Consider the following 24,608-nt stretch of genomic DNA (forward strand, 5'->3'; position numbering starts at 1 on the left):
CTTCCGGCCGCCGTTTGGGTCTGGGGGCTGGAGCCGGTGTCGCGAAAGCCACTTTCGGGACGTCAGACGTCTCGAAAGTGGCTTTCGCGACATGATCACCAGGCCTGGCCACGGACCCCCGGCCAAGCCCCAGCACCCGACGGTACCGAGCGCCTCGGGTTCTCGTGAGTGGCAAGGACGGTTCTAACCGTCCTCGCCACTCACGAGGCGCTGTCGTCAGCTGTTGCGCGGGAACCCGAGGTTCACCCCGCCCTGCGAGGGGTCCGGCCACCGCGACGTGACGACCTTCGTCCGCGTGAAGAAGTGGAACCCTTCCGGCCCATAGGCGTGGCTGTCCCCGAACAGCGAGTCCTTCCACCCGCCGAACGAGTAGTAGCCCACCGGCACCGGGATCGGCACGTTCACGCCGACCATCCCGACCTCGACCTCGTTCTGGAACCGCCGCGCGGCCCGGCCGTCGTTGGTGAAGATCGCGGTGCCGTTGCCGTAGGGGTTGCCGTTGATCAGCTCCAGCGCCGCGTCGTACCCCTCGGCCCGCGCGACCGCCAGCACCGGCCCGAAGATCTCGTCGGTGTAGATCGACATCTCCGGCGTGACATGGTCGAACAGCGTCGGGCCGAGCCAGAACCCGCCGTCCTCACCGTCGACCTCGACGCCGCGGCCGTCGACGACGAGCCGGGCGCCCGCGTCGACCCCCGCCCCGACGTAGGACTCGACGCGTTCGTGGTGGGCGGCGGTGACGAGCGGGCCCATCTCCGAGGTGGGCCGCATGCCGTCGCCGACGCGGAGCCGCTTGATCCGCTCGGCGATCTTCGCGACCAGTTCGTCGCCGACCGGGTCGACCGCGACCACGACCGACACCGCCATGCACCGCTCCCCCGCCGAGCCGAAGCCCGCCGAGACGGCCGCGTCGGCGGCGAGGTCGAGGTCCGCGTCCGGGAGGACGACCATGTGGTTCTTCGCGCCGCCGAGCGCCTGCACGCGTTTCCCGTGCCTGGTCCCGGTTTCGTAGACGTACTTCGCGATCGGCGTCGAGCCGACGAACGAGATCGCCTTGACGTCGCGGTGTTCCAGCAGCCCGTCGACGGCCACCTTGTCGCCGTGCAGGACGTTGAGGACGCCGTCGGGCAGGCCGGCCTCGGCGAACAGTTCCGCGATGAACACGGCCGCGGACGGGTCCTTCTCGCTCGGCTTGAGCACGACGGTGTTGCCGCAGGCGAGCGCGTTCGGCACGAACCACAGCGGGACCATCGCCGGGAAGTTGAACGGCGAGATCACCCCGACCACGCCCAGCGGCTGCGAGATCGAGTAGACGTCGACACCGGTGGAGGCGTTCTCGCTGAACCCGCCCTTGAGCAGCTGCGCGGCACCGCAGGCGTACTCGACGTTCTCGATCGCGCGCGCGACTTCGCCCGCCGCGTCGGACTCGACCTTGCCATGTTCGCTGGTGACGATCTTCGCCAGCTCGTGGCGCCGCGCCGAAAGCAGCTCACGGAAGGCGAACAGCACCCGCGTCCGCCCGGCCAGCGACGTCCCGCGCCAGCCCGGCAGCGCCCGGGAAGCGGCCGCGACGGCGGCGTCGACGTCGTCCTGCGCCGCGAAGGCGACCTTCGCCCGCACCCGGCCGGTGGCCGGATCGAACACGTCCCCGGATCGTTCGCTCACGCCTTCGCACGGTTTGCCGTCTATCCAATGGGTGATGCGGTCGGTCACGGGTTCCGCCCTCCTGATCGCCGGTGCCTGCTCCCGGTCGAGTCTGGGCGCGCGCGCCACACCGACGCCATCGGCAACGTGTACGGACTCCCGGTCCCGGCCGTACAGTCTGTCTCCAGCGTTGCCGAACCGGGTGGGAGGCCGATGTACCCGACCGTCGCCGAAGTGCTCGCGCTGCCGGTGCTGCGTCAGGGCAGGCCCCATGTGGTGGCGGGGGCGGCGGGGCTGGACGCGCCGGTCCGCTGGGCGCACGTCGCCGAGGTCGCGGACATCGCCCCGTTGCTGCGGGGCGGGGAACTCGTGCTCACCACCGGGGTCGCGCTGCCCGACGACGGCGCCGCGCTCGCCCGGTACGTCGCGGATCTGGCCGGCGTCGGGGTCGCCGGGGTCGTGGTCGAACTGGTGCGCCATTGGAGCGAGAAACTGCCGTCCGAGCTGGTCGACGCCGCGGACCGGCACGGTGTCCCGCTGATCACCCTTTCGCGCGAGACGCGTTTCGTGTCGGTCACCGAGGCGGTGAACGGGCTGATCGTCGACGCCCAGGTCGACGAACTCCGCGCGGCGGAACGGGTCCACGAGACCTTCACCGCGCTGACCGTCGCCGGCGCCGAACCGGGGGACATCCTGCGCGAGGTCGCCCGGCTCACCGAACATCCGGTCGTGCTGGAGACGCTGTCGCACGAGGTCCTCGCCTACGACACGGCTGGAACCGACCCCGGCGAACTGCTGCCCGGCTGGCCGTCCCGGTCGCGGCCGGTGCAGGTCGGCGAGCGGACCGGCTACCACGCGGGCGCGGGCTGGCTGATCACCGTGGTCGGCGCGCGCGGGCACGACTGGGGGCGGCTGGTCGTCGTCTGCGGGGAGCCGCCGCCGCACCGGCACGTCGTGGTCGCCGAACGCGCCGCGTCCGCGCTCGCGGTGCACCGGCTGGTCGCCAAGGACACCGACTCCCTCGAACGCCAGGCGCACCGCGCGATCCTGACCGAGCTGCTGGCGAACCCGGTACCGCCCGCCGAACTGACCGCGCGGGCCTCCGCGCTGGGTGTCCCGCTGACGGGACGGCTGCTTGTCGGGGTCGCCGTGCGACCCCGGATCACCGTGACCGCCAAGACCGCGCAGTCCACTCCGGTGCTACTGCGGGAACTCGCCGAGGCGACCGTGCTCGCCGCGCGGCACGCCAAGGTGTCCGCGCTGGTGGCCACCGACGACACCCAGGTGCGCGCGCTGATCGCGCTCTCGCCCGAGGCCGGGGTCGACGCGGTACTGAAGCGGCTGGCGAACGACGTCCACGAGGCCCGCGCCGGCGCGCCCGCCGTGGTCGCGGTCGGGACCACTGGTGGCGGACCCGCCGACGCGCGCCGGACGCTCGTCGAAGCCGCGCAGGTGGCCGCCGCGGCGCTCGCCGAGAACGTCGAACGGGTGGTCCACCGGCTCGACGACGTCCGGTTGCGCGGGCTGCTGCACCTGCTGGCGGGCGACGAACGGATCACCGCGTTCGCCGCGCGGGAGCTCGGCCCGCTGCTGAGCCGGGACGCCGCGCAGGGCAGCAGACTCGTCCAGGCGTTGAGGCATTACTGCGAGCACGGCGGCAACAAGTCCGCGGCGGCCGCCGCCGCGCACACCTCCCGCACCGCCTACTACCAGCAGCTGGCCAGGATCGAGCAGGTCCTCGGGGTGCGGCTCGAAGATCCGGAGTCGATGCTCTCGCTTTATGTCGCTTTGCTCGCGCACGATATTCGAAAAGCCGACAACCACACGTCCGAGTGAGCAAATCTCACCCGAGCGTGGAACACAGTGACCGGGTCACGTCAGCCGATAGGGTTGATATGGCTTTCTTCGAACCGATCGGCGCCTGCGTGCTCGCGCTGGCCTGTATGGCCCCGGCGCCCCCCGCCGAATCCACGTTCCAGCTGACCAGCCACGACACCAGGGGCCGGGTCGGCACCGTCTCGCTCACCTGCGGGCCCACCGGAGGCTCCCACCCCGGGCGCGGGAACGCCTGCGCCAAACTGTCCGAAGTGGACGGAGAATTCGACAGGCTCCGCCCGGAACCGCGGGCCTGCACCCTCGAGTACGCCCCGGTGGACGTCTCCGCGGTCGGCAAATGGCGCGGTGAACCGGTCACCTACCGGACCTCGTACGCCAACCGCTGTGTCGCCGACGCCGAGTCGGCCGGCGTCTTCACCTTCTGACCGGAAGCCCCGGCGGGAGTTGCGAAAGCCACTTTCGCAACGTTGAAGGTTGCGAAAGTGGCTTTCGCAACACAGCCGCGCCGGGCCTCCCCCTCGGTGGCCCGGCGGCACCGTTCACCGCGGCCTTGATCGCCCTCACCCCCACGAGGGCGATCAAGGCCGTGGTGTCACGACTCAAGGACGGGCCGGGTACCGGCACCCGGCCCCGCCCTCCGCGGCGACAGGGGTCTGACGCGCGAGGGACCGGCTCAGGTTCCAATCGCGCCAATCATCTTCCGGAATTCCCCGCACGACCGGCCTGAGCACACAGGACCGCAGCGGCTCCGGGAGCCGGTCCACCGACGGCACGACGTCGGCGGAAAACCCGGACAGGTAACGGGTGTCGAGCGTCTTGCCGTGCGCGAGCCGGTCGATGTTGCGGTCGGCGATGAACCGTTCCGGATCGAGGACGGCCAGTCCGAGCAGCGCCGCGACGGCGGCTCCGATGGCCGCGCGCGGCAGCCACGCCGACCGCAGCGGGATCAGGGACACGAGCACCAGCACGAAGATCAGGCCGATCCAGAGTTCGCACACCTCGACCAGCAACCGCAGCACGGTGAACCCGTACGCCTGCTGGTATGTCCACATGCGACTCAACGCCGAGGCCACCAGCACCAGGCTGAGCACGCTCAACGCGCCGAGCAGCCCGCGCTGCCAGGCGCGGTCGGCCACCGACGACTTCGGCGCCCACCGGAGCGCGGCGGCGACCAGCAGCAGGGTCAGCACGGTGCTGGCGGAGAGCTGCCAGAACCCGCTCCTGGCGTATTCGGCCGCGGTCAGCCCGCTCGTGGCCAGGACGTATTCGGTGCCGCCGAACAACACGACCAGGCGGACCACGACGAAGCTCGTGAACAGCGCCACCAGCACACCGAGCGGCAACGTCCATTCGAGCCGGTGCTTGAGCCGTTTGCGCGGCGCGTCGTCGGCAGCGGGCAGCGGAGGCGCCGCCAGCAGGTAACACGCCCCGGTGACGGCGAACGCGGCCACGACGAAGAAGAACCCCCAGCGCACGAAGCTCCCCGGGTTCAGCTCGGGGATCACCGCGTCGACGACGTTCGCGAACGCGGCGTCCGCCCCACGCAGGAGCGGCACGAACACCAGCAGCAGCAAGGCGCTGGCCAGCACCGGCACGAGGAACCTCGGCCTCGCGCGGCCTTCCTGTTTCTTGCCGAGCTTCGCGAGCCCGCGTCCGATCCACGGGATCGAAAGCAGCGCTTCGATGGGGACCGCGAAGACGTCGTAGACGATCGTGTTCACGGTGCGTTTCCCGACCACGGCGAGGGATCCGGCGACGAGGGCGGCCAGTACGCACAGCACGTTCAGCCACACCGACGCACGGAACATGCCGACGGCGAGCAAGCCGAGCGCGGCCGCCGCCCAGACCGCGTTGACCAGGCGGAAATGCGGTTCGGCGTCGCCGCGGGCGCGTTTGTCGGCGAAGTAGACGGCCACCGCGAAGGCGAGCCCGGCCACGAACCAGCCGGCTCCGGGCTCGTCCGGCATGGCGACGGCGGCGATCAGTCCGGCCGCGACCGCCGCGGGCAGGACGGAGCCGGGCAACGGGACGATCGCCGATTTCGGCGGTACGCGGGGGCGCATCAGCACCGGGATCGGTGGCGCGGGCGGCAACGTGGCGGTCACCGAGGGCGGCGACGCGTGCGCCTGCCGGTCTTCCTGGTCTTCGCTCATTCCAATCCTCCAGTTTGCGAAAGCACATTTCGCAGTGTGTGTGGAGCCGCCGGAAACGCGCGGCAGGGAACTACGGAACGGGGATCACGACGCGGATGACACAGCCCGGCCGGTGCTCGGGCGTGACGACCGCGATGCTGCCGTCGTGGAGGTCGACCACCCACCGCGCGATCGCGAGCCCGAGACCGGTGCCCCCGCCGCCCGCCCGCTCGCCGCGGGTGAACCGCTCGAACACGCTGTCCCGCTCCCCCGGCGGGATCCCGGGGCCCTCGTCTTCGACCTCGATGACGACGTCGGCCTCGCGGGCCTCCGCCCGCACCCGGACCTCTCCCCCGGCCGGGCCGTGCCGGACGGCGTTGTCGAGCAGGTTGACCACGACCTGGTAGAGCCGGCCGCGATCGGCGACGGCCGTCGCGCCGGGCGGCTGGACGTCGACGGAGAAGCGCACGCCGCGACCGGTGGCCCCCGCTTCGGCGGCGACCTCCTCCAGCAGCAGTTCGAGATCGAACTCCTCCAGCTGCAAGGGGAACGCGCCCGCGTCGATCCGCGAGAGATCGAGCAGTTCCGAGACCAGCCTGCCGAGCCGCTCGGTCTGCTGCAGCGCGGTCTTCAACGTCGCCGGATCGGGTTTGGCGACGCCGTCGACGAGGTTCTCCAGCACCCCGTTCAGCGCGGTGATCGGCGTGCGGAGTTCGTGGGAGACGTTCGCGATCAGCTCGCGGCGCCGCTGGTCCGAGGCGTCCAGGTCGGCGGCCATCTGGTTGAAGGCGTGCGACAGCTCCCCGACCTCGTCGCGGGCGGTCGCCCGGACCCGCCGGGTGTAGTCGCCCTTGGCCATCGCGCGGGCGGCGGCGGTCATCTCGCGCAGCGGCCTGGTCATCCCGTGCGCCAGGATCTGCGAGGTCACCACGGCGAGCACCATCGCGGCGATCGTGGTCCGCGGCGGGAGCCAGCCGATCTGCCAGTTGAAGAAGGCGAACGCGATACCGCCCGAGGACACCAGCAGGATCGCGAGCTTGAGCTTGATGGAACGGACCGGGTCGAGTGGTCTCGGGAGGGCGTCGACGATCCGGCCGAGCAGCGGGCGGAGCTTCACGATCCCACCTCCAGGGCGTAGCCGACGCCGTGCACGGTGCGGATGAGGTCCGCGCCCAGTTTGCGGCGCAGCGCCTTGATGTGGCTGTCGACCGCGCGGGTGCCCGAGCCGGTGCCCGCGACGTCCCAGTCCCAGACCTCGCTCAGCAAGCGTTCCCTCGGCTGCACCGCCCTCGGGCGTTTCGCGAAGTGGACGAGGAGGTCGAACTCGATCGGCGTCAGCTGCGCCTGGTTGCCGGCGCGCGTGACCCGCCGCTGCTCGACGTCGATTTCGAGATCACCGAGGACGATCTTCGTGCCGGCGTCGCTCACGTCGGCCCTGGCCGATCGTTCGACCCGGCGCAGCAGCGCGTGCACCCGTGCCGAGAGCACCCGCATGGAGAACGGTTTGGTGAGGTAGTCGTCGGCGCCGACGCCGAGGCCGATCAGCATGTCCGTCTCGTCCGACCGGGCGGTCAGCATGAGCACCGGGACCGGGCGGCGGGCCTGGATCCGGCGGCAGACCTCGAGCCCGTCGAACCCCGGCAGCATCACGTCGAGCACGACCAGGTCCGGCTCGCGTTCGGCGTCGGTCTCGACGCCGGAGGGGCCGTCGTGCGCCAGGTCCACGGTGAACCCCTCGGCCCGCAGCCGCGCGGCGATGCTCTCCGCGATGGTCACGTCGTCCTCGACGACCAGCACCCGGCGTCCTCCCAGTTCCATGGGGATGACTGTAAGCACCGGCCGTGGAGACCATCCGGGTGAGCTGTGGAGATCCTGTGGAGATGTTTCGGCCGGTTTGCCGGATTACTACGTCCGTGTGTGTGACGCAGGTCATGCACCAGGAGCCCGCGAACGCAATCGACAGTCTGCGCTCCGACGCCACCAACAGTGAACAGTCTGCCAGTCCCACCCGCGCGGCGCGGGCGAGCACGATTCCGCAATGGAGCCGACGGCACGCGGTACGCAGCACGTGCATCCTGATGGCCGGGTGGAACTCGGCGAGGTCGAGTCCTTGAAGGACAGCCGCTTCTACAACGAAGAACTCGCCCCGGTCCCGGTCGAAAAGCGGACCTGGACCACTTACACCTACTTCGCGCTGTGGATGGGCATGGCGCACAACATCCCGTCGTACGCGCTAGCGGCGTCGCTGATCGCGCTCGGGATGAACTGGGTACAGGCACTGCTCACGATCACCATCGGCAACCTGATCGTGCTGATCCCGATGCTGCTCAACAGCCACGCCGGGACGAAGTACGGCATCCCGTTCCCGGTGTTCGCCCGCGCCTTCTTCGGGATGCGCGGCGCGAATCTGGCGGCGCTGCTGCGGGCGTTCATCGCGTGCGGTTGGTTCGGCATCCAGACCTGGGTCGGCGGCGAGGCGATCTACATCATCGTCGGGCGGCTGGCCGGATCCGGCTGGAAGAACTCCACCGTCGTCCTCGGCCAGCACTGGACGCTGTGGCTGTCGTTCGGGGTGTTCTGGGTGATCCAGATGCTCATCATCTGGCGCGGGATGGAGGCGGTCCGGAAGTTCGAGAACTGGACGGCGCCGCTGGTCTCGGTCGGCTTCCTGATCCTGCTGGGCTACGTGCTGATCAAGGCGGGCGGCCTCGGCCCGATCCTGGCCGAGCCCGGGAAACTCGGCTGGGGGCCGGACTTCTGGAAGGTGTTCGCCCCGGCGCTGATGGCGATGATCGCGTTCTGGTCGACGCTTTCGCTGAACATGCCGGACTTCACCCGCTTCGGCGGCAGCCAGGGCAAACAGATCCGCGGCCAGATCCTCGGCCTCCCGACCACGATGACGTTCATCGCGATCGTCGCCATCCTGACCACCTCGGGCGGCAGCGTCCTCTACGGCGAGCAGATCTGGGACCCGGCGAAACTGGCCGACCGGTTCGACTCCCCGGTCGTCGTGGTGGTCGCCCTGATCGCGCTGGTACTGGCGACGGTTTCGGCGAACCTGGCGGCGAACGTGGTCAGCCCGTCCTACGACTTCTCCAACGCGTTCCCGAAGAAGATCACCTTCGCCGTCGGCGGGCTGATCACCGGCGTCATCGGCATCCTCATCCAGCCGTGGCGGCTCTACTCCGACCCGAACATCTACATCTTCGCGTGGCTCGGTTTCTACGGCGGCCTGCTCGGCGCCGTCGCCGGGGTGATGGTCGCCGGCTACTGGGTCGTCTACCGCACCAAGCTGCGGCTGCGGGATCTGTACACCGAACGCGGTATCTACTGGTTCAACGGCGGCTGGAACTGGCGCGCGCTGGTCGCGACGCTGGTCGGCGCCGTCCTCGCGGTCGGCGGCGCGTACGGCGGGCCGTTCCCCGCCGACGGGCTGATCCCGCTGTTGAAACCGCTCTACGACTACAACTGGGTCGTCGGCCTGGCGGGCGCTTTCGTCGTCTACCTGCTGCTGTCCCTGCCCGAACGCAAGCGCACCACCGAAACAGAGGAGGATGCAAGTGAGCGACGTGGTCCGAGCCGGATTGATCCAGCAGCGGTGGACGGGTGACAAGGAGTCCATGATCGCGAACGCGGTCGATGCCATCGGCAAGGCCGCTTCGCAGGGCGCGCAGGTGGTCTGCCTGCAGGAGTTGTTCTACGGCCCGTACTTCTGCCAGGTGCAGGACACCGACTACTACTCCTACACCGAAGGCATCCCCGATGGGCCGACGACCAAGCTCATGCAGGAGGTCGCCGAACGCCACGGCGTCGTGCTGGTCGTCCCGATGTACGAGGTCGAGCAGCCCGGCGTGTACTACAACACCGCCGCGGTGATCGACGCCGACGGCACCTACCTCGGCAAGCACCGCAAGAACCACATCCCGCAGGTGAAGGGCTTCTGGGAGAAGTTCTACTTCCGGCCCGGGAACATGGGCTACCCGGTGTTCGACACCGCCGTCGGCCGTATCGGCGTCTACATCTGTTACGAGCGGCACTTCCCGGAGGGCTGGCGCGCGCTCGGCCTGGCGGGCGCGAAGATCGTGTTCAACCCGTCGGCGACCAGCCGGGGCCTTTCGGAATACCTGTGGCGGCTGGAGCAGCCCGCGGCCGCCGTCGCGAACGAGTACTACGTCGGCACGATCAACCGAGTCGGCGTGGAACCCTTGGGCGACAACGACTTCTACGGCCAGTCGTATTTCGCGGACCCACGCGGCCAGCTCGTCGGCGAAGCCGCGTCCGACACCGAGGAGGAGATCGTCGTCCGCGACCTCGACATGGGCAAGCTCGCCGAGGTACGGGATCTGTGGGCCTTCTACCGGGACCGGCGTCCCGACAGCTACGGACCTCTCGCGGAGGCGTGATGACCACCCTCATCAGCGGCGGGCAGGTGCTGTCCACGATAGGCGCTTCGGCGGCGGACGTCCTCGTCGACGGCGAGACGATCTCGGCCGTCGGCGCGCCCGGCACGCTCGGGCCCGCGGACTCGGTCATCGACGCCACCGGGAAGTACGTGCTGCCCGGCGGGATCGACGCGCACACTCATATGGAGATGCCGTTCGGCGGGACGCATTCCGTCGACACCTTCGGCACCGGGACGACGGCCGCGGCGTGGGGCGGGACGACCACGATCATCGACTTCGCCGTCCAGGCGAAGGGCACGTCCCTGCTGTCCACTATGGACAAGTGGCACGAGAAGGCCGACGGGAACTGCGCCATCGACTACGGCTTCCACATGATCGTCTCCGACGTCAACGATTCGTCGTTGAAGGAGATGCAGGCCTGCGTCGACGGCGGAGTCGGCAGCTTCAAGATGTTCATGGCGTATCCGGGGGTATTCTACTCCACGGACGGCGAGATCCTGCTGGCCATGCAGAAGGCGCGCGAGATCGGCGCGACCATCATGATGCACGCGGAGAACGGCATCGCGATCGACCAGCTGGCCGCGCAGGCGTTCGCCGCCGGGAAGATCGACCCGGTGCAGCACGGCCTCACCCGGCCGCCGGAGCTGGAGGGCGAGGCGACCTCGCGCGCGATCCAGCTGGCCAAGGTGACCGGGGCGCCGCTGTACATCGTGCACCTTTCGGCGTCGCAGGCGCTGGCGGCGGTCGCGGAAGCACGGAACGAGGGGCAGAACGTCTTCGCGGAGACGTGTCCGCAGTATCTCTATCTGTCCATTGAGGACTTGGCGAAGCCCGATTTCGAAGGCTCGAAGTACGTCGCCTCTCCCCCGCTGCGCGAGAAGTCGCACCAGGCGGATCTGTGGCGGGGTCTGCGCACCAACGATCTCTCGGTGGTGTCGACGGATCACTGTCCGTTCTGTTTCAAGGACCAGAAGGAACTCGGCCGCGGCGACTTCCGCGCGATCCCCAACGGGATCCCCGGCGTCGAGCACCGGATGGACCTGCTGCACCAAGGGGTCGTGGCGGGCGAGCTCACCCTCGGCCGCTGGGTCGAGACCTGCTCGACCACCCCGGCGCGCATGTTCGGGCTGTACCCGCGCAAGGGCGTCATCGCGGCGGGTTCGGACGCGGACATCGTCGTCTACGACCCGGCGGCGAAGCAGACCTTGTCGGTCGAGACGCACCACATGAACGTCGACTACTCGGCCTACGAAGGAATGGAGATCACCGGCAGGGTCGAGACGGTGCTCTCGCGCGGCCGCGTGGTCGTGTCGCCGTCCGGCTTCTCGGGCAGTACGACGCACGGGAAATTCCTCTCGCGCGATCTGAACCAGTACCTGAACTGAGGCGGTGGCCGTGGACTTCGGAATTGTTCTCCAGACCGATCCGCCCGCACGCGACCTGGTGCGGCTGATGAAGGCCGCCGAGGGCCAGGGTTTCCGCTACGGCTGGACGTTCGACTCGTGCGTGCTGTGGCAGGAACCGTTCGTCATCTACTCGCAGATCCTGGCGGCGACGTCGTCGATGATCGTGGGGCCGATGGTGACCAGCCCGGCCACCCGGGACTGGTCGGTGATGGCGTCGACCTTCGCCACGCTCAACGACATGTACGGCAACCGGACGGTCTGCGGGATCGGCCGCGGCGACTCGGCGCACCGGGTGGTCGGTATGCCACCGTCCACTTTGGCCACCGTGCGCGACTGCATGCACGTGGTCAAGGAACTGGCCGAAGGGCGTGAAGTCCTGTTGCGGGACAAGCCGGTGCAGATCCCGTGGATCCGCAACGGCAGGCTCGAGATGTGGATGGCGGGATACGGGCCGAAGGCACTGAAGACGGTCGGCGAGCACGCCGATGGCTTCATCCTGCAGTGCGCGGATCCCGCGATCGCCCGGTGGACCATCGGCTCGGTCCGCGAGGCCGCGCGTGCGGCGGGGCGGGATCCGGCCGGGATCACGATCTGTCTCGCGGCCCCGGCGTACGTCGGCGACGATCTGGCGCATCAGCGGGAGCAGTTGCGCTGGTTCGGCGGGATGGTCGGCAACCACGTCGCGGATCTCGTGGCGCGGTACGGCGATTCGGGGCCGGTGCCGCGCGAGCTGACCGACTACATCCGTGAGCGGCAGGGCTACGACTACTCGCACCACGGGCGGGCGGGCAATCCGTCGACCGATTTCGTCCCGGACGAGATCGTGGACCGGTTCTGCCTGCTCGGGCCGTCTTCGGCGCACGTCGAACGACTGGAGGAGCTGGCTTCGCTCGGTGTCGACCAGTTCTCGCTGTACCTGATGCACGACCAGCGCGAGGAAACCCTGAAGCGCTACGGCTCGGAGGTCATCAACCGCTGACAGGCTCGTGAGTGGTAAGGACGGTTCTAACCGTCCTTACCACTCACGAGACGTCACGCGAACCAGGTGGCGAGGGACTCCCGCAGGCCGTCGGCGTCGTCTCCCGCCCAGGCGACGTAGCCGTCCGGGCGGATCAGGAGGGCGTCGGCGGGCCGGTCCTCGGCCTTCGCGATTTGGACGTCCACGCGTCCTTCGGCGAGTTCGCGGAGTTCCGGCCGCCCGGCGAGGTCGAGCAGCACCGGCCGCGCCGGCCGCAGCAACTCGGCGACACTGGTCGCGCCCTCGTCCGTCTCCAGCGCGAGATCCGGGACGAACGTGCCGGCGAGCGCGTGCCCGGAACCCGGCATCGGGTAGCGCGTGTCGGTCCCCGCCACGTGGGAGGCCAGGCGTCGCGCGGCCGACTCGTCGTCCAGCAGTTCCTGGAAAACCGCGCGGAGCGCTTCGGCGGCTTCGTCGTGCCCGCGCCGCAACGCGACCTGCGCCCGGGACTGCAGGAGCGCCCGCGCACCGGCGGCGTGCCGTTCCGCGTGGTAGGTGTCCAGCAGCCCTTCCGGCGCCCGTCCCTGGATCTCGGCGGCCAGCTTCCACGCCAGGTTGACCGAGTCGGACATGCCGACGTTGATCGCCGTGCCGGTGGACGGCAGCAGGTGAGCAGCGTCGCCCGCCAGCAGGATCCGGCCCTCGCGGTAGCGCTCCGCCTGGCGGGCGGAGAACTGGTAGCGCGAGAGCCGGACCGGGTCGCCCAGCGGGACGTCGCCGCCGAGCACGCGGCGGATGCTGTCCCCGAGCTCGGTCAGCGTCATCGGCACGTCGTCGTCGACCTCGCCGGGGTCGTCCTCCGTGGTCTGGATGAACAGGATCCCCGGCGTCAGCGAGCCGAGCGCGAACACGCCGGAGTCGGTGCGCGTGAAGCCCGCCTTGATCAGGCCGAGTTCCGGCGTCTCGATGTCGCCGTTGTCGTGGACGGTCAGCCCGTCGGGGATCTTGACCTGCCCGATCCGGTTCACCTCGGGATAGGTGGTGCCGGGGAAACCGATCCCCGCCATCGACCGGACGGGGCTGCGTCCGCCGTCGCAGCCCACCAGGTACGGGGCGGTGACCTCGTACGTCCCCTCGGGACCGCGTACCTCGGCGGTCACCGAGTCGTCGTCTTGGCGCAGCCCGACGACTTCGTGCCCGCGACGCACTTCCGCGCCGAGCTCGATGGCGTGCTCCTCCAGCAGCCGCTCCAGCGACTGCTGACGTACCGAAAGCGCCTTCAGCGGCGGCTCCTCGAACCGGGTGAGGTCCACGTGCACCCCACCGAACGGGAAACGATGCGGCGGGACGGGGTCGGTGACGAGGCCCCGCACCTTCTCCAGCAGGCCGCGATAACGCAGCAGGTCCAGGATCTGCCCGCTGAGGCCATGGGCCTTCGGAGTCTTCCCCTGTTCCGGCCGCCGTTCCAGGATCAGCGGGCGCGCACCGGCCAGCCGCAGCTCGGCGGCCAGCATCAGACCGGTCGGGCCGGCACCCACGATGATCACGTCGACGTCCGTCAAATCTTCACTCCTGTTCGGCCTGTTCTCGCTACGGCCGAGGATTCTGCGGTACCACCGGGGTCTTGCCGCAAGCCCCCCGGTGCGCTATATGTTGAACATGGAGGGGTACGCCCCACCATTTTTCCGGGTACGAGCACCAGGGATCGCCCGCCCGCGAGGCGGGACGCTGGGCCGGTGACCAGAATCCGTATCGCCACTGCGCTCACTCTCACCGCACTCGCCGCCGTCACGATCACGCCCGCGGTTTCTGCCGCGCCGAAGGGTCTCGCCTGGGGTCCCTGCCCGTCCGGATCGCCACCGGGGTACGACTGCGCCGAGATCGAGGTCCCGCTGTCCTATCAGGACCCGGGCGGCCCACGGATCACCCTCGCGCTCGGCCGCCTCCCCGCGACGGACCAGAAGCACAAACGCGGCACCCTCTTCACCAACCCCGGCGGCCCAGGGAACAGCGGCCGCTTCAGCAGGTTCCAGACCCCGTCCCTGCACCGGCAATTCGACATCGTCGGCTTCGACCCGCGCGGTATCGGCGCCAGCACGCCGGTGCGCTGCTTCACCAGCGACGCCGAAACCGAGCCGCTCAAACGAATCCTGGGGAACTTCCCGATCACCGCCGAGCAGGAGACCCGGCATTTCGCCGACGCCCGCGAGGTCACCGCGTCCTGCGGCCGCAACGCCGGGCCGCTACTCGGCCACCTGTCGACCGCGAACGTCGCCAGGGACCTCGACAGGATGCGCGAAGCCGTCGGTGAGCACCGTCTGCGCTATTACGGGCTCTCGTACGGCACCTATGTCGGCGAGGTGTACGCCAACCTCTTCCCGCATCGCGTCGGCGCCTTGGCGCTGGACGCGGTCAACGATCCGATCGCCTGGTCCACCGGGCACCGTCCGGAGGACGCGAACGTCCCGTTCAGCATCAGGCTCGGCGGGTTCCGGGACGCGGACCGCGCACTCCAGGCGTTCCTCGACGCGTGCGCGGCCGACCCCCGGTGCGCGTTCCGCGAGCCGGGGAAGGACTTACGGGCCAAGTACGACGCGCTCCTCGACCGGCTGGAAGCGTCGCCGGGGCCGGTCACCTATCAGGACGTCATCCGGCGTACCCACCACGCGCTGACCGACGAGGCCAATTCGCCCGCGCTTGCGCAATTCCTTCAGTCCGTGGCGAATCCTGTCGCGGCGAAGGACATCGCGACGCCTTTCGATTCCGCGATGGGCGGCGGCGGGACGATCTGCGCCGACACCGCGAACCCGCGTGATCCGGCCGCCTGGCCCCGTGCCGCCCGCGCGGCCGACCGGGAAGGCCGCGGTTTCGGTTCCTACGACGCGTATCTCTCCTTGCCGTGCGCCTTCTGGCCCGCCTCCGATCCGGCGCGGTACACGGGACCGTGGAACCGGCCGACCGCGCCGATCCTGTTGCTGGCCAACGGCAAGGGCGACCCGGAAACCCCGTACGCCGGGGCGAAGCGGGCCGAACGCATCCTCGGCAACGCGCGGCTACTGACGCTGGACGCCTGGGGGCACGGCGCGTTGAACCGCAGCGCCTGTGTCGACGCGACTGTCGACGCCTATCTGTCTCACGGACGCCTTCCGGCGCGCGGCACCGTGTGCACCCCGGATCACGCGCCGTTCGACGCCAGGTAGGCCCGTGCGGTGTCCGCGTCGGTGAGCCAACCGGCGTAGTCGACGGGATCGGCGAAGATGTTCGCGAACCGGCGCGCCACCTCGGGCGCCGTCTGCGCGGCTTCCAGGGTGGCCAGCACGTGATCCGGCGGCGGTCCGAGCAGATCGTTGCTCAGCCGGGTCGCGTGCTGTGCCTTTTCCCAGTATTCGGCGAAGGTGCCGCGCAGGAACGCTTCGTCGAACGGACGGTCGCCGTGGCCGAGGATGCGCCGTTCGTAGACCGCGGCCGCGTGCGCCGCCATGTTCGCGCCCTGTCCGGCGATCGGGTCGTTCGTCACCGCGGCGTCGCCCATCGCGAGGACCTTCGCTCCCGACGACAGCGTCCCGACCGGGTCGCGCACGATCGGCAGGACCCGGCCGCGCAGGACGTCCAGCGGCCCGCTGGGGACGGCGCCGGCGAGTGACTCCTCGACCCACGGGAACTGCTTGCGCAGCAACGTCATCGCGATCTCGAAGTGCTCGTCGACGCCGGTGACGCCGTCCCAGACGTCCATCGGGCCGCCGGGTACGCCGAAGAACCCGAGACCGAAGACGGGGCCGCGCACGGACTGGATCGGCAACCCGAACAGCTCACCGGCCTGGGAGAGCCCGAACGTCAGGCCCGGATACACCGGAAGCGGTTCGTCCCGGCCGGAGACGAGGTACAGGATCCCGATGGTGCGCTGCGGCTCACGATGCGGGGAACGCGCGTCGTCACGGGAGAAGAGAGCGTCGAACTGCGGTCCCCGCCCGGCCGCGACGAGCACGAGATCGAACTCGCGGGCGTACTCGTCCAGCCCGTCCGGGGTCACCTTCCCGATCTGCACTTCGCCGCCGCGGTCGGCGAAGGCGGTCAGCCAGGCGGACACCTTGACCCGTTGATCGACCGACTGCGCGGGCTGGTCGAACCGGGCCTGCCACGAGACGGCGGGCTCCGGGGAGTCCCCGGCGAGCCCGAACGACGCGCCGAGGATCTCCGGGGCCTGCCCGTCCCAGAAGTTGATGCCCAGCGCGCGTTCCCTGGTCAGCGCGGGATGGAACACGCACTGGTTCGAGATGAGCCTGCCGCCCCGGATCGTTTCCGCGTCGCGATCGGTGACCACGGTGACGGCGTATCCGTGCCGCTGCAGGCCCAAGGCCAGGACCAGTCCGGCTTGTCCGGCCCCGACCACCACGATCCGGCGCATGGCTCCCCCTCAGTCGAGCAAGGCTTGGTACACCAGGTTCCTCAATTCGACGCGGATCGGGTAGGTGGAAGAGGGCAGCAACTGGGTGAAGAACAGGACCGTGACGTCCTCGTCCGGGTCGACCCAGAACGCGGTGCTCGCCGCGCCGCCCCAGGCGAATTCCCCGGCGCTGGCCAAGGTCTTCGCCTTGACCGGGTCGTCGAGCACGGAAAAGCCCAGCCCGAAGCCGAAACCGTCGTACGGCGCCTCGGAGAACCCGGTCCGGCCGCAGGTCTCCAGGTCGACGCCGCCGGGCAGGTGGTTGGTCGCCATGAGCCGCACCGTGCGCGGGCCGAGCAGCCGGACACCGTCGAGTTCGCCGCCGCGCACCAGCATCTGCGCGAAACGGTGGAAGTCACCCGCCGTGGAGACCAGCCCGCCGCCGCCTGAGAAGCACGAGGGCTTCACGCGGCCGAGCGCACCGAGCTCGTCGTGACGGAACGGCTCCTTGGTGGCGGGATGCGGCACGTAGAGCGCGGCCAGCCGGTCGAGATCGCCGTCGGCGACCTGGAACCCCGTCTCGTGCATGCCGAGCGGGGCGAAGATCCGCTCGGCGAAGAAGACGTCGAGCGACTGGCCGGAGACGACCTCGACGAGCCTGCCGAGGATGTCTGTCGCGACCGAATAGTTCCATTCCGAACCGGGTTCGAACAGCAACGGCAGCCGCGCGATCGCCTCGGACACGCCCGCCAGGTCGAGCCCCGGCGCGGTGCCGAAGTCGAACCCCGCCTCGCGGTAGGCCGCGTCGACCGGATGCGTGCGGTGGAAACCGTAGGTGAGCCCCGCGGTGTGGGTGAGCAGATGCCAGAGGCGGATCGGTTCGGTGGCGGGCACGGTCGCCTGCTTCACCGACGAGCCACCGGCGAAGACCCGCGGTTCCGCGAACTCCGGCAGCCAGCGGGAGATCGGATCCTTGAGGTCGATGAGGCCGTCTTCGACGAGCATCATCGCGGCGACCGAGGTGACCGGCTTGGTCATCGAGTAGACGCGCCAGATCGTGTCGGTTTCGACCGGCAGCCCGGCCTCGATGTCGCGCAGCCCGTTCGACGCGAGATGCGCGACCTTCCCGTTCCTGGTCACCACGGCCAGATACCCGGGGAGCCGCTTTCGCGCCAGATACCCGTCGAAGTGCTTGTCGATCCGGCGCAGCCGCTCCGCGTCGAAACCCACCTCGGCCGGGTCGACGTCCACCTTCAGCTCGATCATGCGACCGAGGCTACGCGTTCCGCTCGGCCTGTTTCTCCAGTCGCCACGCCTCGTCGGTCTTCCCGATCCGCCAGTATCCGGAGATCGACAGCAGGTCGCGCCGCATGCCCCGGTCGTCCAGCAGATGACGCCGGAGGTCCCGGACGAACCCGGCCTCACCGTGGACGAACGCCTGCACGACACCTTCGCGCCAGTCGAGCGCGCGGACGGCGGCCGCGAGGTCGTCGCCCCGGCTCCGGTGCAGCCAGGTGATCCGCGCGTCGCCCTTGGTGGTCAGCGACTGCTCTTCGGCGGCGTCCTCCACCAGGATGAACGCGTGCACGGGAACACCCGCCGGCATCGCTTCGAGTGACGCGGCGATCGCGGGCAGGGCGCTCTCGTCACCGGCGAGCAGATGCCAGTCGGCCTCCTCGCCCGGCGCGTACGCCCCGCCAGGACCGGAGATGAGCAGCTCGTCGCCGGGTTTCGCGGCGGCGGCCCACGGCCCGGCGACACCCTCGTCACCGTGGTGGACGAAGTCGAGCACCAGCTCGCCGAGGTTCGCGTCGAAGGCGCGGACGGTGTACGAGCGCATCCGCGGCCACTGCTCGCGCGGCAGCTCTTCGCGGACGCGGGCCAGGTCGAACGGCTCGGGGTAGGTGACGCCGGGCACCCGGAAGTGCACCTTGACGTAGGCGTCGGTGAATTCGTTGGGCCGGAACGAAGCGATCTCTTCGCCCCCGGCGACGATCCGGACCATGTGCGGGGTGATCCGCTCGGTGCGCAGCACCCGCAGCCGGGTCGCCGACACCGCTCTCCGCGCCTCGGCCATGCACACTTCCTTTCCTTGGTTAGGTGAACCTAACCGAGCGTACGCCTCTCGCCGCCGGACCGGGCGAGGTCTCCCATCATCCGATCAAAGCTCTCGCCGACCCTTTCGGCGAATCCGACGAAGAACCGGTTCGCCAGCGGAACCGCCCATCGGCTCCAGGTGGCGACGTTGTACACCCGGTGGGTCACCCGGGCACCGGCCGGATCCTCCTCGACGGTGTACTCGCCGCGATACCACCAGCCACCCTGCTGGGCGAGGAAACGACGTTCGGCGTCCATCTCGAAGCCGGGGTTGTACGGCTGGGCCCGCAGCGTCTCCGCAAGCCTGGTGAAGACTTCCGCTGCCGGCGCGGGGACCACGCCGGACACCTCGACCAGGAGCTTCACGATGCCCTCGCGGCCGGATCGCTCACCCGGGTGTTCTGGAAGGACGCGACGCGCCAGCCGTCGGACTCCTCTACGAGGACGTACGTCAGCGTCGACTCGCGGCCCGGCTCCGGCTTGCCGTCCGCGAGCGACGACCCGCCGCCGGACACGACGATCGCGACGTCCGGCCGGACGAACCGCACCTTCGCCTCGCCGCCCGCCCCGAGCTTCGACCCCTTGAGCGGCCCCTCGAACAGCGACCGATGCGCGCTTTCGATCATCGCCCGCCCGGGCATGTTCATCCCGAAGAAGGTCACGTAGTCGGCGTCTTCGGTGAAGAGCGACGCGTACGCGGCCGCGTCGCCGTCGTTCCACGCGTCGGCGAGTTTGCCCAGCACGGCGAGGACTTCGGTCTGTCGATCGGTCATGACTTCCTCCTGGACGAACACTGTTCGTTTGACGAACACTGTTCTACAGGCGAACGGTGTTCGCGTCAAGTAGAGTTCCCGGCGAACCCCGGACCAGGAGGCGAACGAAGTGAGCAGGCCCCGGCGTCGCGCCGAGAAACCCGTGCTGTCCCAGGAACTCGTGGTGAAGACGGCACTGGACCTCCTCGCCGCCGAGGGACTGGAGGCGGTGAGCATGCGGCGCGTGGCCCAGGCGCTGGAGACCGGCCCGGCGTCGCTCTACGCCCACGTGGCGAACAAGGAAGAGCTCCACGAGCTGATGGTCGACCACGTCCTCGCCTTCGGCCCGTTCCCGGAGCCCGATCCGGAACGCTGGGTCGAGCAGGCGAAAGAGCTGCTGCGCGACAACGTTCGCGCGCTGACGTCGGTCCCGGGGATCGCCAAGATCGCGTGGGCCATCCCCGTGCCGGTCGGCGCGAACGCCTTGCAACAAGCCGAAGCGATGCTCGCGGTGCTGCGCGCGGGTGGCCTCGATCTCAAGCGGGCCCTGTTCGCCGCGGACGCGTTATGGCTCTACGCCAAGGCTTTCGCCTACGAAGGCGCCGGCTGGCAACACGGCGACATCGACCTGGCCGAACAGGAGGAACGTGGCAAGCGGATGGTCGAGTACATGACGTCGTTCCCGCCCGGCGCCTTCCCGAACCTGCTGGCCTCGGGTGAGTACTTCACCGCGGAGACCGCGCAGGAACGCTTCGAGTTCGCCATCGATCTCTTCTTGCGAGGCTTGACCACCACCGCTTCGTGAGGACCCGGCGACGTGTTGCGAAAGCCACTTTCGCAACGTTGAAGGTTGCGAAAGTGGCTTTCGCAACATCTCTCGGGGCGCATGGCCGGGGCGAGCGTCGGACGGGCCCGGCCGTGACCAGACGGACGACACAGGGCAGAACCAGGCCGCGCGCGTGTCGTCCGTCTGATCACGCGTGTCGTCCATCCAGTCACGCGTGTCGTCCATCCAGTCACGCGCGTCGTCCATCCAGTCACGCGTGTCGTCCATCCGATCACGCGTGTCGTCCGGCCGAGCTCAGAGCAGCGCCACCGCGGCCGCGTACTGCGGCACCAGCTGAGCCCCCAGCGAAGTCTTTATCTCCGACATCTTCTTCCCGAACACCACCCGCGGCCGCCCGCCTTCCACCGCCCACCGCACCGTTTCACCGTAGAAGTGGAAGTACAGATTGGGCCGCCCGCCGAGTTCCGGCGGCAGCGCCGCCCAGTGCCGGGCGATCGGCAAAGCCGGGTGGTCGAGCAGGGTCGCGACGGCGAGCGCCCGGCCCGTGGCCGTCTCGCGGTACTCGATGACGTGCACGTCCGGTTGCCGCAGCAGCGCGCCCAGGTAGCCCACGAACGCCGGAAGCGGCACGATCGGCACGTCGTGGTGCTTGGTCTCGTTGTACCGCAACAGTTCCGCGATTTCGACCGGATCGGCCTCGGCACCAGGACGCACGCGCACGTCGACCGACGGGTCGGCATCGAAGGTCCGGAAGATCTTGCGCAGGTTCTGCTTGCGCTTCCTGGCCAGCGAGTGCATCCAGTCGTCCCGGCTCGAGAACGGCGTGACGTCGAGGACGGCGACGTCCTCGGTCCGGCGCACCATCTTCAACCGGCCGCGGACACTGTCCACTCCGGACTCACCGACCTGCCGCACCAGCAGTGCGCGCAGGCCGAAGCCGAGTTCCGCGCGCATGGCCGGGACGAACGAGTCCAACAGCATGCCGACGCCGCCGTCCTCGGCCGCGTCGTCGAACCACCAGCCCGGCATCGCCCCCGAACCGGGCGAGCGGACGTCGAGCCCGCCGAACCGGCCTCGCCCCACCGGGCGAGCGAACCGGTACCGCCGGGTGAGTCCGGTGACCCAGGCGGAGCTGACCACGCCCCGCGGTTCACCGGCTTCGAGCAGGACCGTGACCGGTTGCTCGGTGCGCGCCGCCCACGCCTGAGTGGTGAGCACCTCCCAGCTCCAGTCCGCACGCAGTCCCGCCTTGGCCCGCAACGCTTTCCAGTACGCGGGCTCCGGATCGCGGCGGGGGTCCAGCACCTCGATCACCATCGCGTCACCGGTCTCGGCACGATGACCCCGAGCAGCGGAACCGGCTGGAAACCCAGCGTCGCCTTCAGGTCGGTCAGTCCTCGCCCCATCGACAGCGACTTCCGGTTGCCTTCGATCATGTAGCGCACATTCCGGACGACGGCCTCGAAGTAGAGATGCTTCGGCCGTCCCTCTTCCGGGGCCAGCGCGGCCCAATGCTGGTGCAGCGGCACGACGGGATGGTCGAGCACGTTGGTGAACGCGAGCAGCCTGCCCTCGCCGTCGTGGTAGGTCGAGGTGATCACATCCGGTCTGCGCACGAGTTCGCCGAGGTATTCGGCGGTGACCGGACCGCGCCAGTCGAACTTCACCGGTCCCATCCGCTCACGGTGCTCCCGCAGCATGGTGGCCAGCTCCAGTGCGTCGAGGTCGGTGCGGCCCGCCTCGGTGCGGACGATCACTCCCGGGTCGGCCGCGATCTTCTTCGACTGGCTGCGCAGGCTCAGTCGCCTGCTCCGGCGCAGGGACGCCAGCCACCCGTCGACGTCGACGAACCGGTTCTCCAGCACCGACGTCGGCATCGTGTCGCGCACGGGCCTGCCCCGTCCGGTCAGCATGTCGAGCGACTCCGGCTCGACTGTCCGGTAGAGGACGCCCAGGCACCCCGGCCCGGTGAAGCGGCACACGGCACGCTCGAACCGGCGCATGATCTCCCGCCGGTCGGCGGCGTCGACACCGTCGGCGAACAGCCACGGCGGGTATCCGGAAAGCCACGCGTGCTGCACCTCGACCCAGCGCGGTCCGAGCCGCGCGACGCCGCGCACGGCACCGGGGCGGTCCGGCGAGACCGGGGCGCACAGCATCGCCAGTACCGCGGCGACGATCTCGCCTCCGTCGGTGATCACGGTGAGCACGTTCGGGCTGCGGGAAAAACGCGACTCCACCCGCAGCAACCCGTAGTCCCACGGCACCGGTGCCTGCTGCGCGGCGAGGAATCCCGCCCAGCCCTCGGGTTCGGGGTCGGTCCGCGGGTCGAGCACCCGCACTTCCCAGCTCATCGGCCCAGCACCGGTCTCGGCACGGCGACCGACACCAGGGGCCTGGTACCGAAGCCGAGCGCGGTCTTGTTCTCCAGCATCGCCCGGCCGGCGGTCAATTCGGGGCGTCGATGCGTGATCATGTGCTCCACTGCCCTGGCGTAGAAGTCGACATAGAGCCCTTTCCGTCCGCCGCCCGCGCTCGGCAGCGCGGCCCACTGGTGCAGCGCGCAGCCGTCCTCGGCATCGAACACCGTGCCGAATCCCAGCAGCCGCCCGGATCCGTCGCGGTAGGTACGGGTGACGACGTCCGGACGGCGCACGATCGCGTCCAGATAGGACGGTGCGATCGGGCTCCGGGTGTCCATGTGCAGCCCGCCGAACCGCGACCGCTGACCGCCGGCCCAGGCGCGGTCGTCCTGCCTGGACCGGTGGGCGTTCAGCAGCACGGCGAGTTCGTGGCAGTCCAGATCCCGGCGGGCCGTCGCCGCCTCGGTGCGCAGGTCACCGTCCTCACGCAGGTCGTGCAGCGTCTTCCGGATCTCGTCGTCGAGCGACCGTTCCCATTCGTCCACGGTGGAGTACTCGTTGGTCAGCACCGCGGCCGGGTCGATCTCGCGGGACATCCGGCCGCGGCCTTCCAGTGCCGGAAGGAGCTCCGGATTCATGGCGCGATAGATCAAGCCCAGCAGCCCCGGGCCGAGGTGGTCGCACAGTGCCCGTTCGAACCGGCGGACCACTTCCCGCCGCTCGGTCTCGTCCAGCCGCTCGTCGAGCACCCCGGCGGGATACCCGCTGAGCTGCCAGAGGTAGGCTTCCGCCCAGCGCGGGCGGAACCGTCCACCCGGGACGGACAGCGGCGCGAAGTCACCCGCCCGCCAGCTCCGGCACACCATCACGGTGAACGCGCCGACGATCGTCCCGTTCCGGCGGAGCACCGCGAGCACCGCGGGGTTCTTCGCCATCCAGGCTTCCCGGCGCAGGACGTCGTACTCCCACACCGGCCACAACCGCGCCCGCCGCAGGAACCCGCTCCAGCCTTCGGGTTCGGCCGCGCTTCTCGGATCGAGCACCTCGACGTCGAACGTGGTGCTCCGTGCCGCCACCTTCGTCGTCGCCATCACGTGAGCACGACCGGTGTCCCGTGTCGCGGGCACGGCGCGATCTCACCACGGACGCCGCCCGCCGGGAGCACGTCCACGAACCGCGGGGATTCCTGACGCAGCAGCGTGAAGGCGAGACCGCCCGTCGTCGGGCGCGCGTAGACGCGGAGCCAGTCGAGATGCCAGCGACCGCATTCCCCGATCGCGCCCAGGTAGCCCAGCGCCGGATCGTGGAGCACCCCGTACGGGCCGGAGTCCATTGTGTCCAGTTCTCGTCGCGGTACGGATTCGACCCGGTACGCACGGTCCTCGGGCAGTGCCGCCGCGAACACGGCGAGCTGCTTGTCGTCACCGATCGCGAGCACGCGGCGACCGCGGCGGAGCTCGGCCGACAGTTCCGCCAGGACACCCGGCGCCGGCACGTCGGGATCCACCACACAGCAGCGCACTCCGCGCGGCAGGTCCACCGGCGCCCGCACCTCGTCACCGCCGAGCACGACGACCAGTGCGTCCCCGGTCACCGAACGTGCCTTACGCAGCACGGGACCCAGGCCGCGGCTCGGGTCGATCCGTTGTGCGCCACCGGCGAGCGGTACCAAGTCGACGATCTTGTGCACCGCCTCGGCCAGCGGCGCCGCACCGGAATCCGTCCCGGTGCGACCCGGCACCAGCACGGGATCCGTTCTGCCGTCGAGTGCCCAGCGCTCCCGGTAGAACGGCACCGTCGCGAAGGCCGACCGCACGGACCGCCGGTAGGCGGCACGCCAGGCGGC

At 69.8% G+C, this 24,608-nt stretch carries 22 protein-coding genes; 8 read left to right on the top strand and 14 right to left on the bottom strand.

Annotated features, from left to right (window positions below; translation table 11 throughout):
- Nucleotides 1-216: 216 nt before the first annotated feature.
- Complete coding sequence (locus H4W30_RS29540; protein WP_126729505.1) at nt 217-1,713, bottom strand: CoA-acylating methylmalonate-semialdehyde dehydrogenase; 1,497 nt, start codon at nt 1,711-1,713, stop codon at nt 217-219.
- Nucleotides 1,714-1,857: 144 nt separating this feature from the next.
- Between H4W30_RS29540 and H4W30_RS29545 the strand changes: the two genes are divergently transcribed.
- Together H4W30_RS29545 and H4W30_RS29550 are read left to right on the top strand one after the other, a co-directional pair.
- Entirely contained in the window at nt 1,858-3,480 is a 1,623-nt protein-coding gene (locus tag H4W30_RS29545) for a PucR family transcriptional regulator (RefSeq protein WP_192745791.1), read from the top strand.
- A gap of 59 nt (nt 3,481-3,539) precedes the next feature.
- Nucleotides 3,540-3,905 (top strand): SSI family serine proteinase inhibitor, encoded by a 366-nt coding sequence (locus tag H4W30_RS29550; protein WP_126729507.1) that lies wholly within the window; start codon nt 3,540-3,542, stop codon nt 3,903-3,905.
- Between the two features lie 174 nt (nt 3,906-4,079).
- Here the strand turns inward: H4W30_RS29550 and H4W30_RS29555 are convergent, their stop codons facing one another.
- From H4W30_RS29555 to H4W30_RS29565, 3 genes are all read right to left on the bottom strand, one after another.
- Nucleotides 4,080-5,633: a DUF4153 domain-containing protein gene (locus H4W30_RS29555; RefSeq protein WP_192745792.1), complete on the bottom strand. Its 1,554-nt coding sequence runs from the start codon at nt 5,631-5,633 to the stop codon at nt 4,080-4,082.
- Nucleotides 5,634-5,703: 70 nt separating this feature from the next.
- The gene (locus H4W30_RS29560) at nt 5,704-6,729 is read right to left on the bottom strand and encodes a HAMP domain-containing sensor histidine kinase (RefSeq protein WP_192745793.1); all 1,026 of its coding nucleotides are present in this window, start codon (nt 6,727-6,729) and stop codon (nt 5,704-5,706) included.
- Nucleotides 6,726-7,409 (bottom strand): response regulator transcription factor, encoded by a 684-nt coding sequence (locus tag H4W30_RS29565; protein ID WP_192746860.1) that lies wholly within the window; start codon nt 7,407-7,409, stop codon nt 6,726-6,728. The genes H4W30_RS29560 and H4W30_RS29565 overlap by 4 nt, the downstream gene beginning before the upstream one ends.
- Nucleotides 7,410-7,650: 241 nt before the next feature.
- Here H4W30_RS29565 and H4W30_RS29570 point away from each other — a divergent pair, with 241 nt between their 5' ends.
- From H4W30_RS29570 to H4W30_RS29585, 4 genes are read left to right on the top strand one after another with little or no spacing between them, the layout of a single operon-like run.
- Nucleotides 7,651-9,222 carry an NCS1 family nucleobase:cation symporter-1 gene (locus H4W30_RS29570; RefSeq protein ID WP_192745794.1) on the top strand — a complete coding sequence of 524 codons (1,572 nt, stop codon included), beginning with the start codon at nt 7,651-7,653 and terminating at the stop codon, nt 9,220-9,222.
- Nucleotides 9,173-10,015, top strand: a complete 843-nt coding sequence (locus H4W30_RS29575; RefSeq protein WP_073846488.1) for a nitrilase-related carbon-nitrogen hydrolase — start codon at nt 9,173-9,175, stop codon at nt 10,013-10,015. Before H4W30_RS29570 ends, H4W30_RS29575 begins: the two co-directional genes overlap by 50 nt.
- Complete coding sequence (gene hydA / locus H4W30_RS29580; RefSeq protein WP_192745795.1) at nt 10,015-11,400, top strand: dihydropyrimidinase; 1,386 nt, start codon at nt 10,015-10,017, stop codon at nt 11,398-11,400. Before H4W30_RS29575 ends, hydA begins: the two co-directional genes overlap by 1 nt.
- A 10-nt stretch (nt 11,401-11,410) precedes the next feature.
- On the top strand, nt 11,411-12,400 hold the full coding sequence (locus tag H4W30_RS29585; RefSeq protein ID WP_192745796.1) for a TIGR03842 family LLM class F420-dependent oxidoreductase: 990 nt from the start codon (nt 11,411-11,413) through the stop codon (nt 12,398-12,400).
- A gap of 53 nt (nt 12,401-12,453) precedes the next feature.
- On the opposite strand, the gene H4W30_RS29590 is transcribed toward H4W30_RS29585, so the two are convergent.
- On the bottom strand, nt 12,454-13,941 hold the full coding sequence (locus H4W30_RS29590; protein ID WP_192745797.1) for an FAD-dependent monooxygenase: 1,488 nt from the start codon (nt 13,939-13,941) through the stop codon (nt 12,454-12,456).
- A gap of 174 nt (nt 13,942-14,115) precedes the next feature.
- On the opposite strand from H4W30_RS29590, the gene H4W30_RS29595 reads away from it, so the two are divergent.
- Nucleotides 14,116-15,579: an alpha/beta hydrolase gene (locus H4W30_RS29595; protein WP_192745798.1), complete on the top strand. Its 1,464-nt coding sequence runs from the start codon at nt 14,116-14,118 to the stop codon at nt 15,577-15,579.
- On the opposite strand, the gene H4W30_RS29600 is transcribed toward H4W30_RS29595, so the two are convergent.
- Genes H4W30_RS29600 through H4W30_RS29620 form a run of 5 tightly spaced genes read right to left on the bottom strand, consistent with a single transcriptional unit; the run spans nt 15,555 to nt 19,633 of the window.
- Entirely contained in the window at nt 15,555-16,784 is a 1,230-nt protein-coding gene (locus H4W30_RS29600; RefSeq protein ID WP_192745799.1) for a styrene monooxygenase/indole monooxygenase family protein, read from the bottom strand. The genes H4W30_RS29595 and H4W30_RS29600 overlap by 25 nt on opposite strands.
- Before the next feature lie 9 nt (nt 16,785-16,793).
- Nucleotides 16,794-18,029: a serine hydrolase domain-containing protein gene (locus H4W30_RS29605; RefSeq protein WP_192745800.1), complete on the bottom strand. Its 1,236-nt coding sequence runs from the start codon at nt 18,027-18,029 to the stop codon at nt 16,794-16,796.
- 10 nt (nt 18,030-18,039) lie between these two features.
- The gene (locus H4W30_RS29610; protein WP_192745801.1) at nt 18,040-18,840 is read right to left on the bottom strand and encodes a siderophore-interacting protein; all 801 of its coding nucleotides are present in this window, start codon (nt 18,838-18,840) and stop codon (nt 18,040-18,042) included.
- Between the two features lie 29 nt (nt 18,841-18,869).
- Nucleotides 18,870-19,226, bottom strand: coding sequence for a hypothetical protein (locus tag H4W30_RS29615; RefSeq protein ID WP_318780689.1), 357 nt, complete (start codon nt 19,224-19,226; stop codon nt 18,870-18,872).
- Nucleotides 19,223-19,633 (bottom strand): SgcJ/EcaC family oxidoreductase, encoded by a 411-nt coding sequence (locus H4W30_RS29620; protein WP_192745802.1) that lies wholly within the window; start codon nt 19,631-19,633, stop codon nt 19,223-19,225. The genes H4W30_RS29615 and H4W30_RS29620 overlap by 4 nt, the downstream gene beginning before the upstream one ends.
- Before the next feature lie 109 nt (nt 19,634-19,742).
- On the opposite strand from H4W30_RS29620, the gene H4W30_RS29625 reads away from it, so the two are divergent.
- On the top strand, nt 19,743-20,417 hold the full coding sequence (locus tag H4W30_RS29625) for a TetR/AcrR family transcriptional regulator (protein WP_192745803.1): 675 nt from the start codon (nt 19,743-19,745) through the stop codon (nt 20,415-20,417).
- 276 nt (nt 20,418-20,693) lie between these two features.
- On the opposite strand, the gene H4W30_RS29630 is transcribed toward H4W30_RS29625, so the two are convergent.
- The 4 genes from H4W30_RS29630 to H4W30_RS29645 are packed head-to-tail and all read right to left on the bottom strand — an operon-like array spanning nt 20,694 to nt 24,578.
- Nucleotides 20,694-21,716, bottom strand: coding sequence for a GNAT family N-acetyltransferase (locus H4W30_RS29630; RefSeq protein WP_192745804.1), 1,023 nt, complete (start codon nt 21,714-21,716; stop codon nt 20,694-20,696).
- A complete protein-coding gene (locus tag H4W30_RS29635; RefSeq protein ID WP_192745805.1) occupies nt 21,710-22,753 on the bottom strand; it encodes a GNAT family N-acetyltransferase in 1,044 nt (347 codons plus the stop codon). Before H4W30_RS29635 ends, H4W30_RS29630 begins: the two co-directional genes overlap by 7 nt.
- Nucleotides 22,750-23,853, bottom strand: a complete 1,104-nt coding sequence (locus H4W30_RS29640) for a hypothetical protein (protein WP_192745806.1) — start codon at nt 23,851-23,853, stop codon at nt 22,750-22,752. Before H4W30_RS29640 ends, H4W30_RS29635 begins: the two co-directional genes overlap by 4 nt.
- Nucleotides 23,853-24,578 (bottom strand): hypothetical protein, encoded by a 726-nt coding sequence (locus H4W30_RS29645; RefSeq protein WP_192746862.1) that lies wholly within the window; start codon nt 24,576-24,578, stop codon nt 23,853-23,855. The genes H4W30_RS29640 and H4W30_RS29645 overlap by 1 nt, the downstream gene beginning before the upstream one ends.
- Between the last annotated feature and the right edge of the window lie 30 nt (nt 24,579-24,608).

The organism is Amycolatopsis roodepoortensis, assembly GCF_014873915.1.
In the GTDB taxonomy this organism is placed as follows: domain Bacteria; phylum Actinomycetota; class Actinomycetes; order Mycobacteriales; family Pseudonocardiaceae; genus Amycolatopsis; species Amycolatopsis roodepoortensis.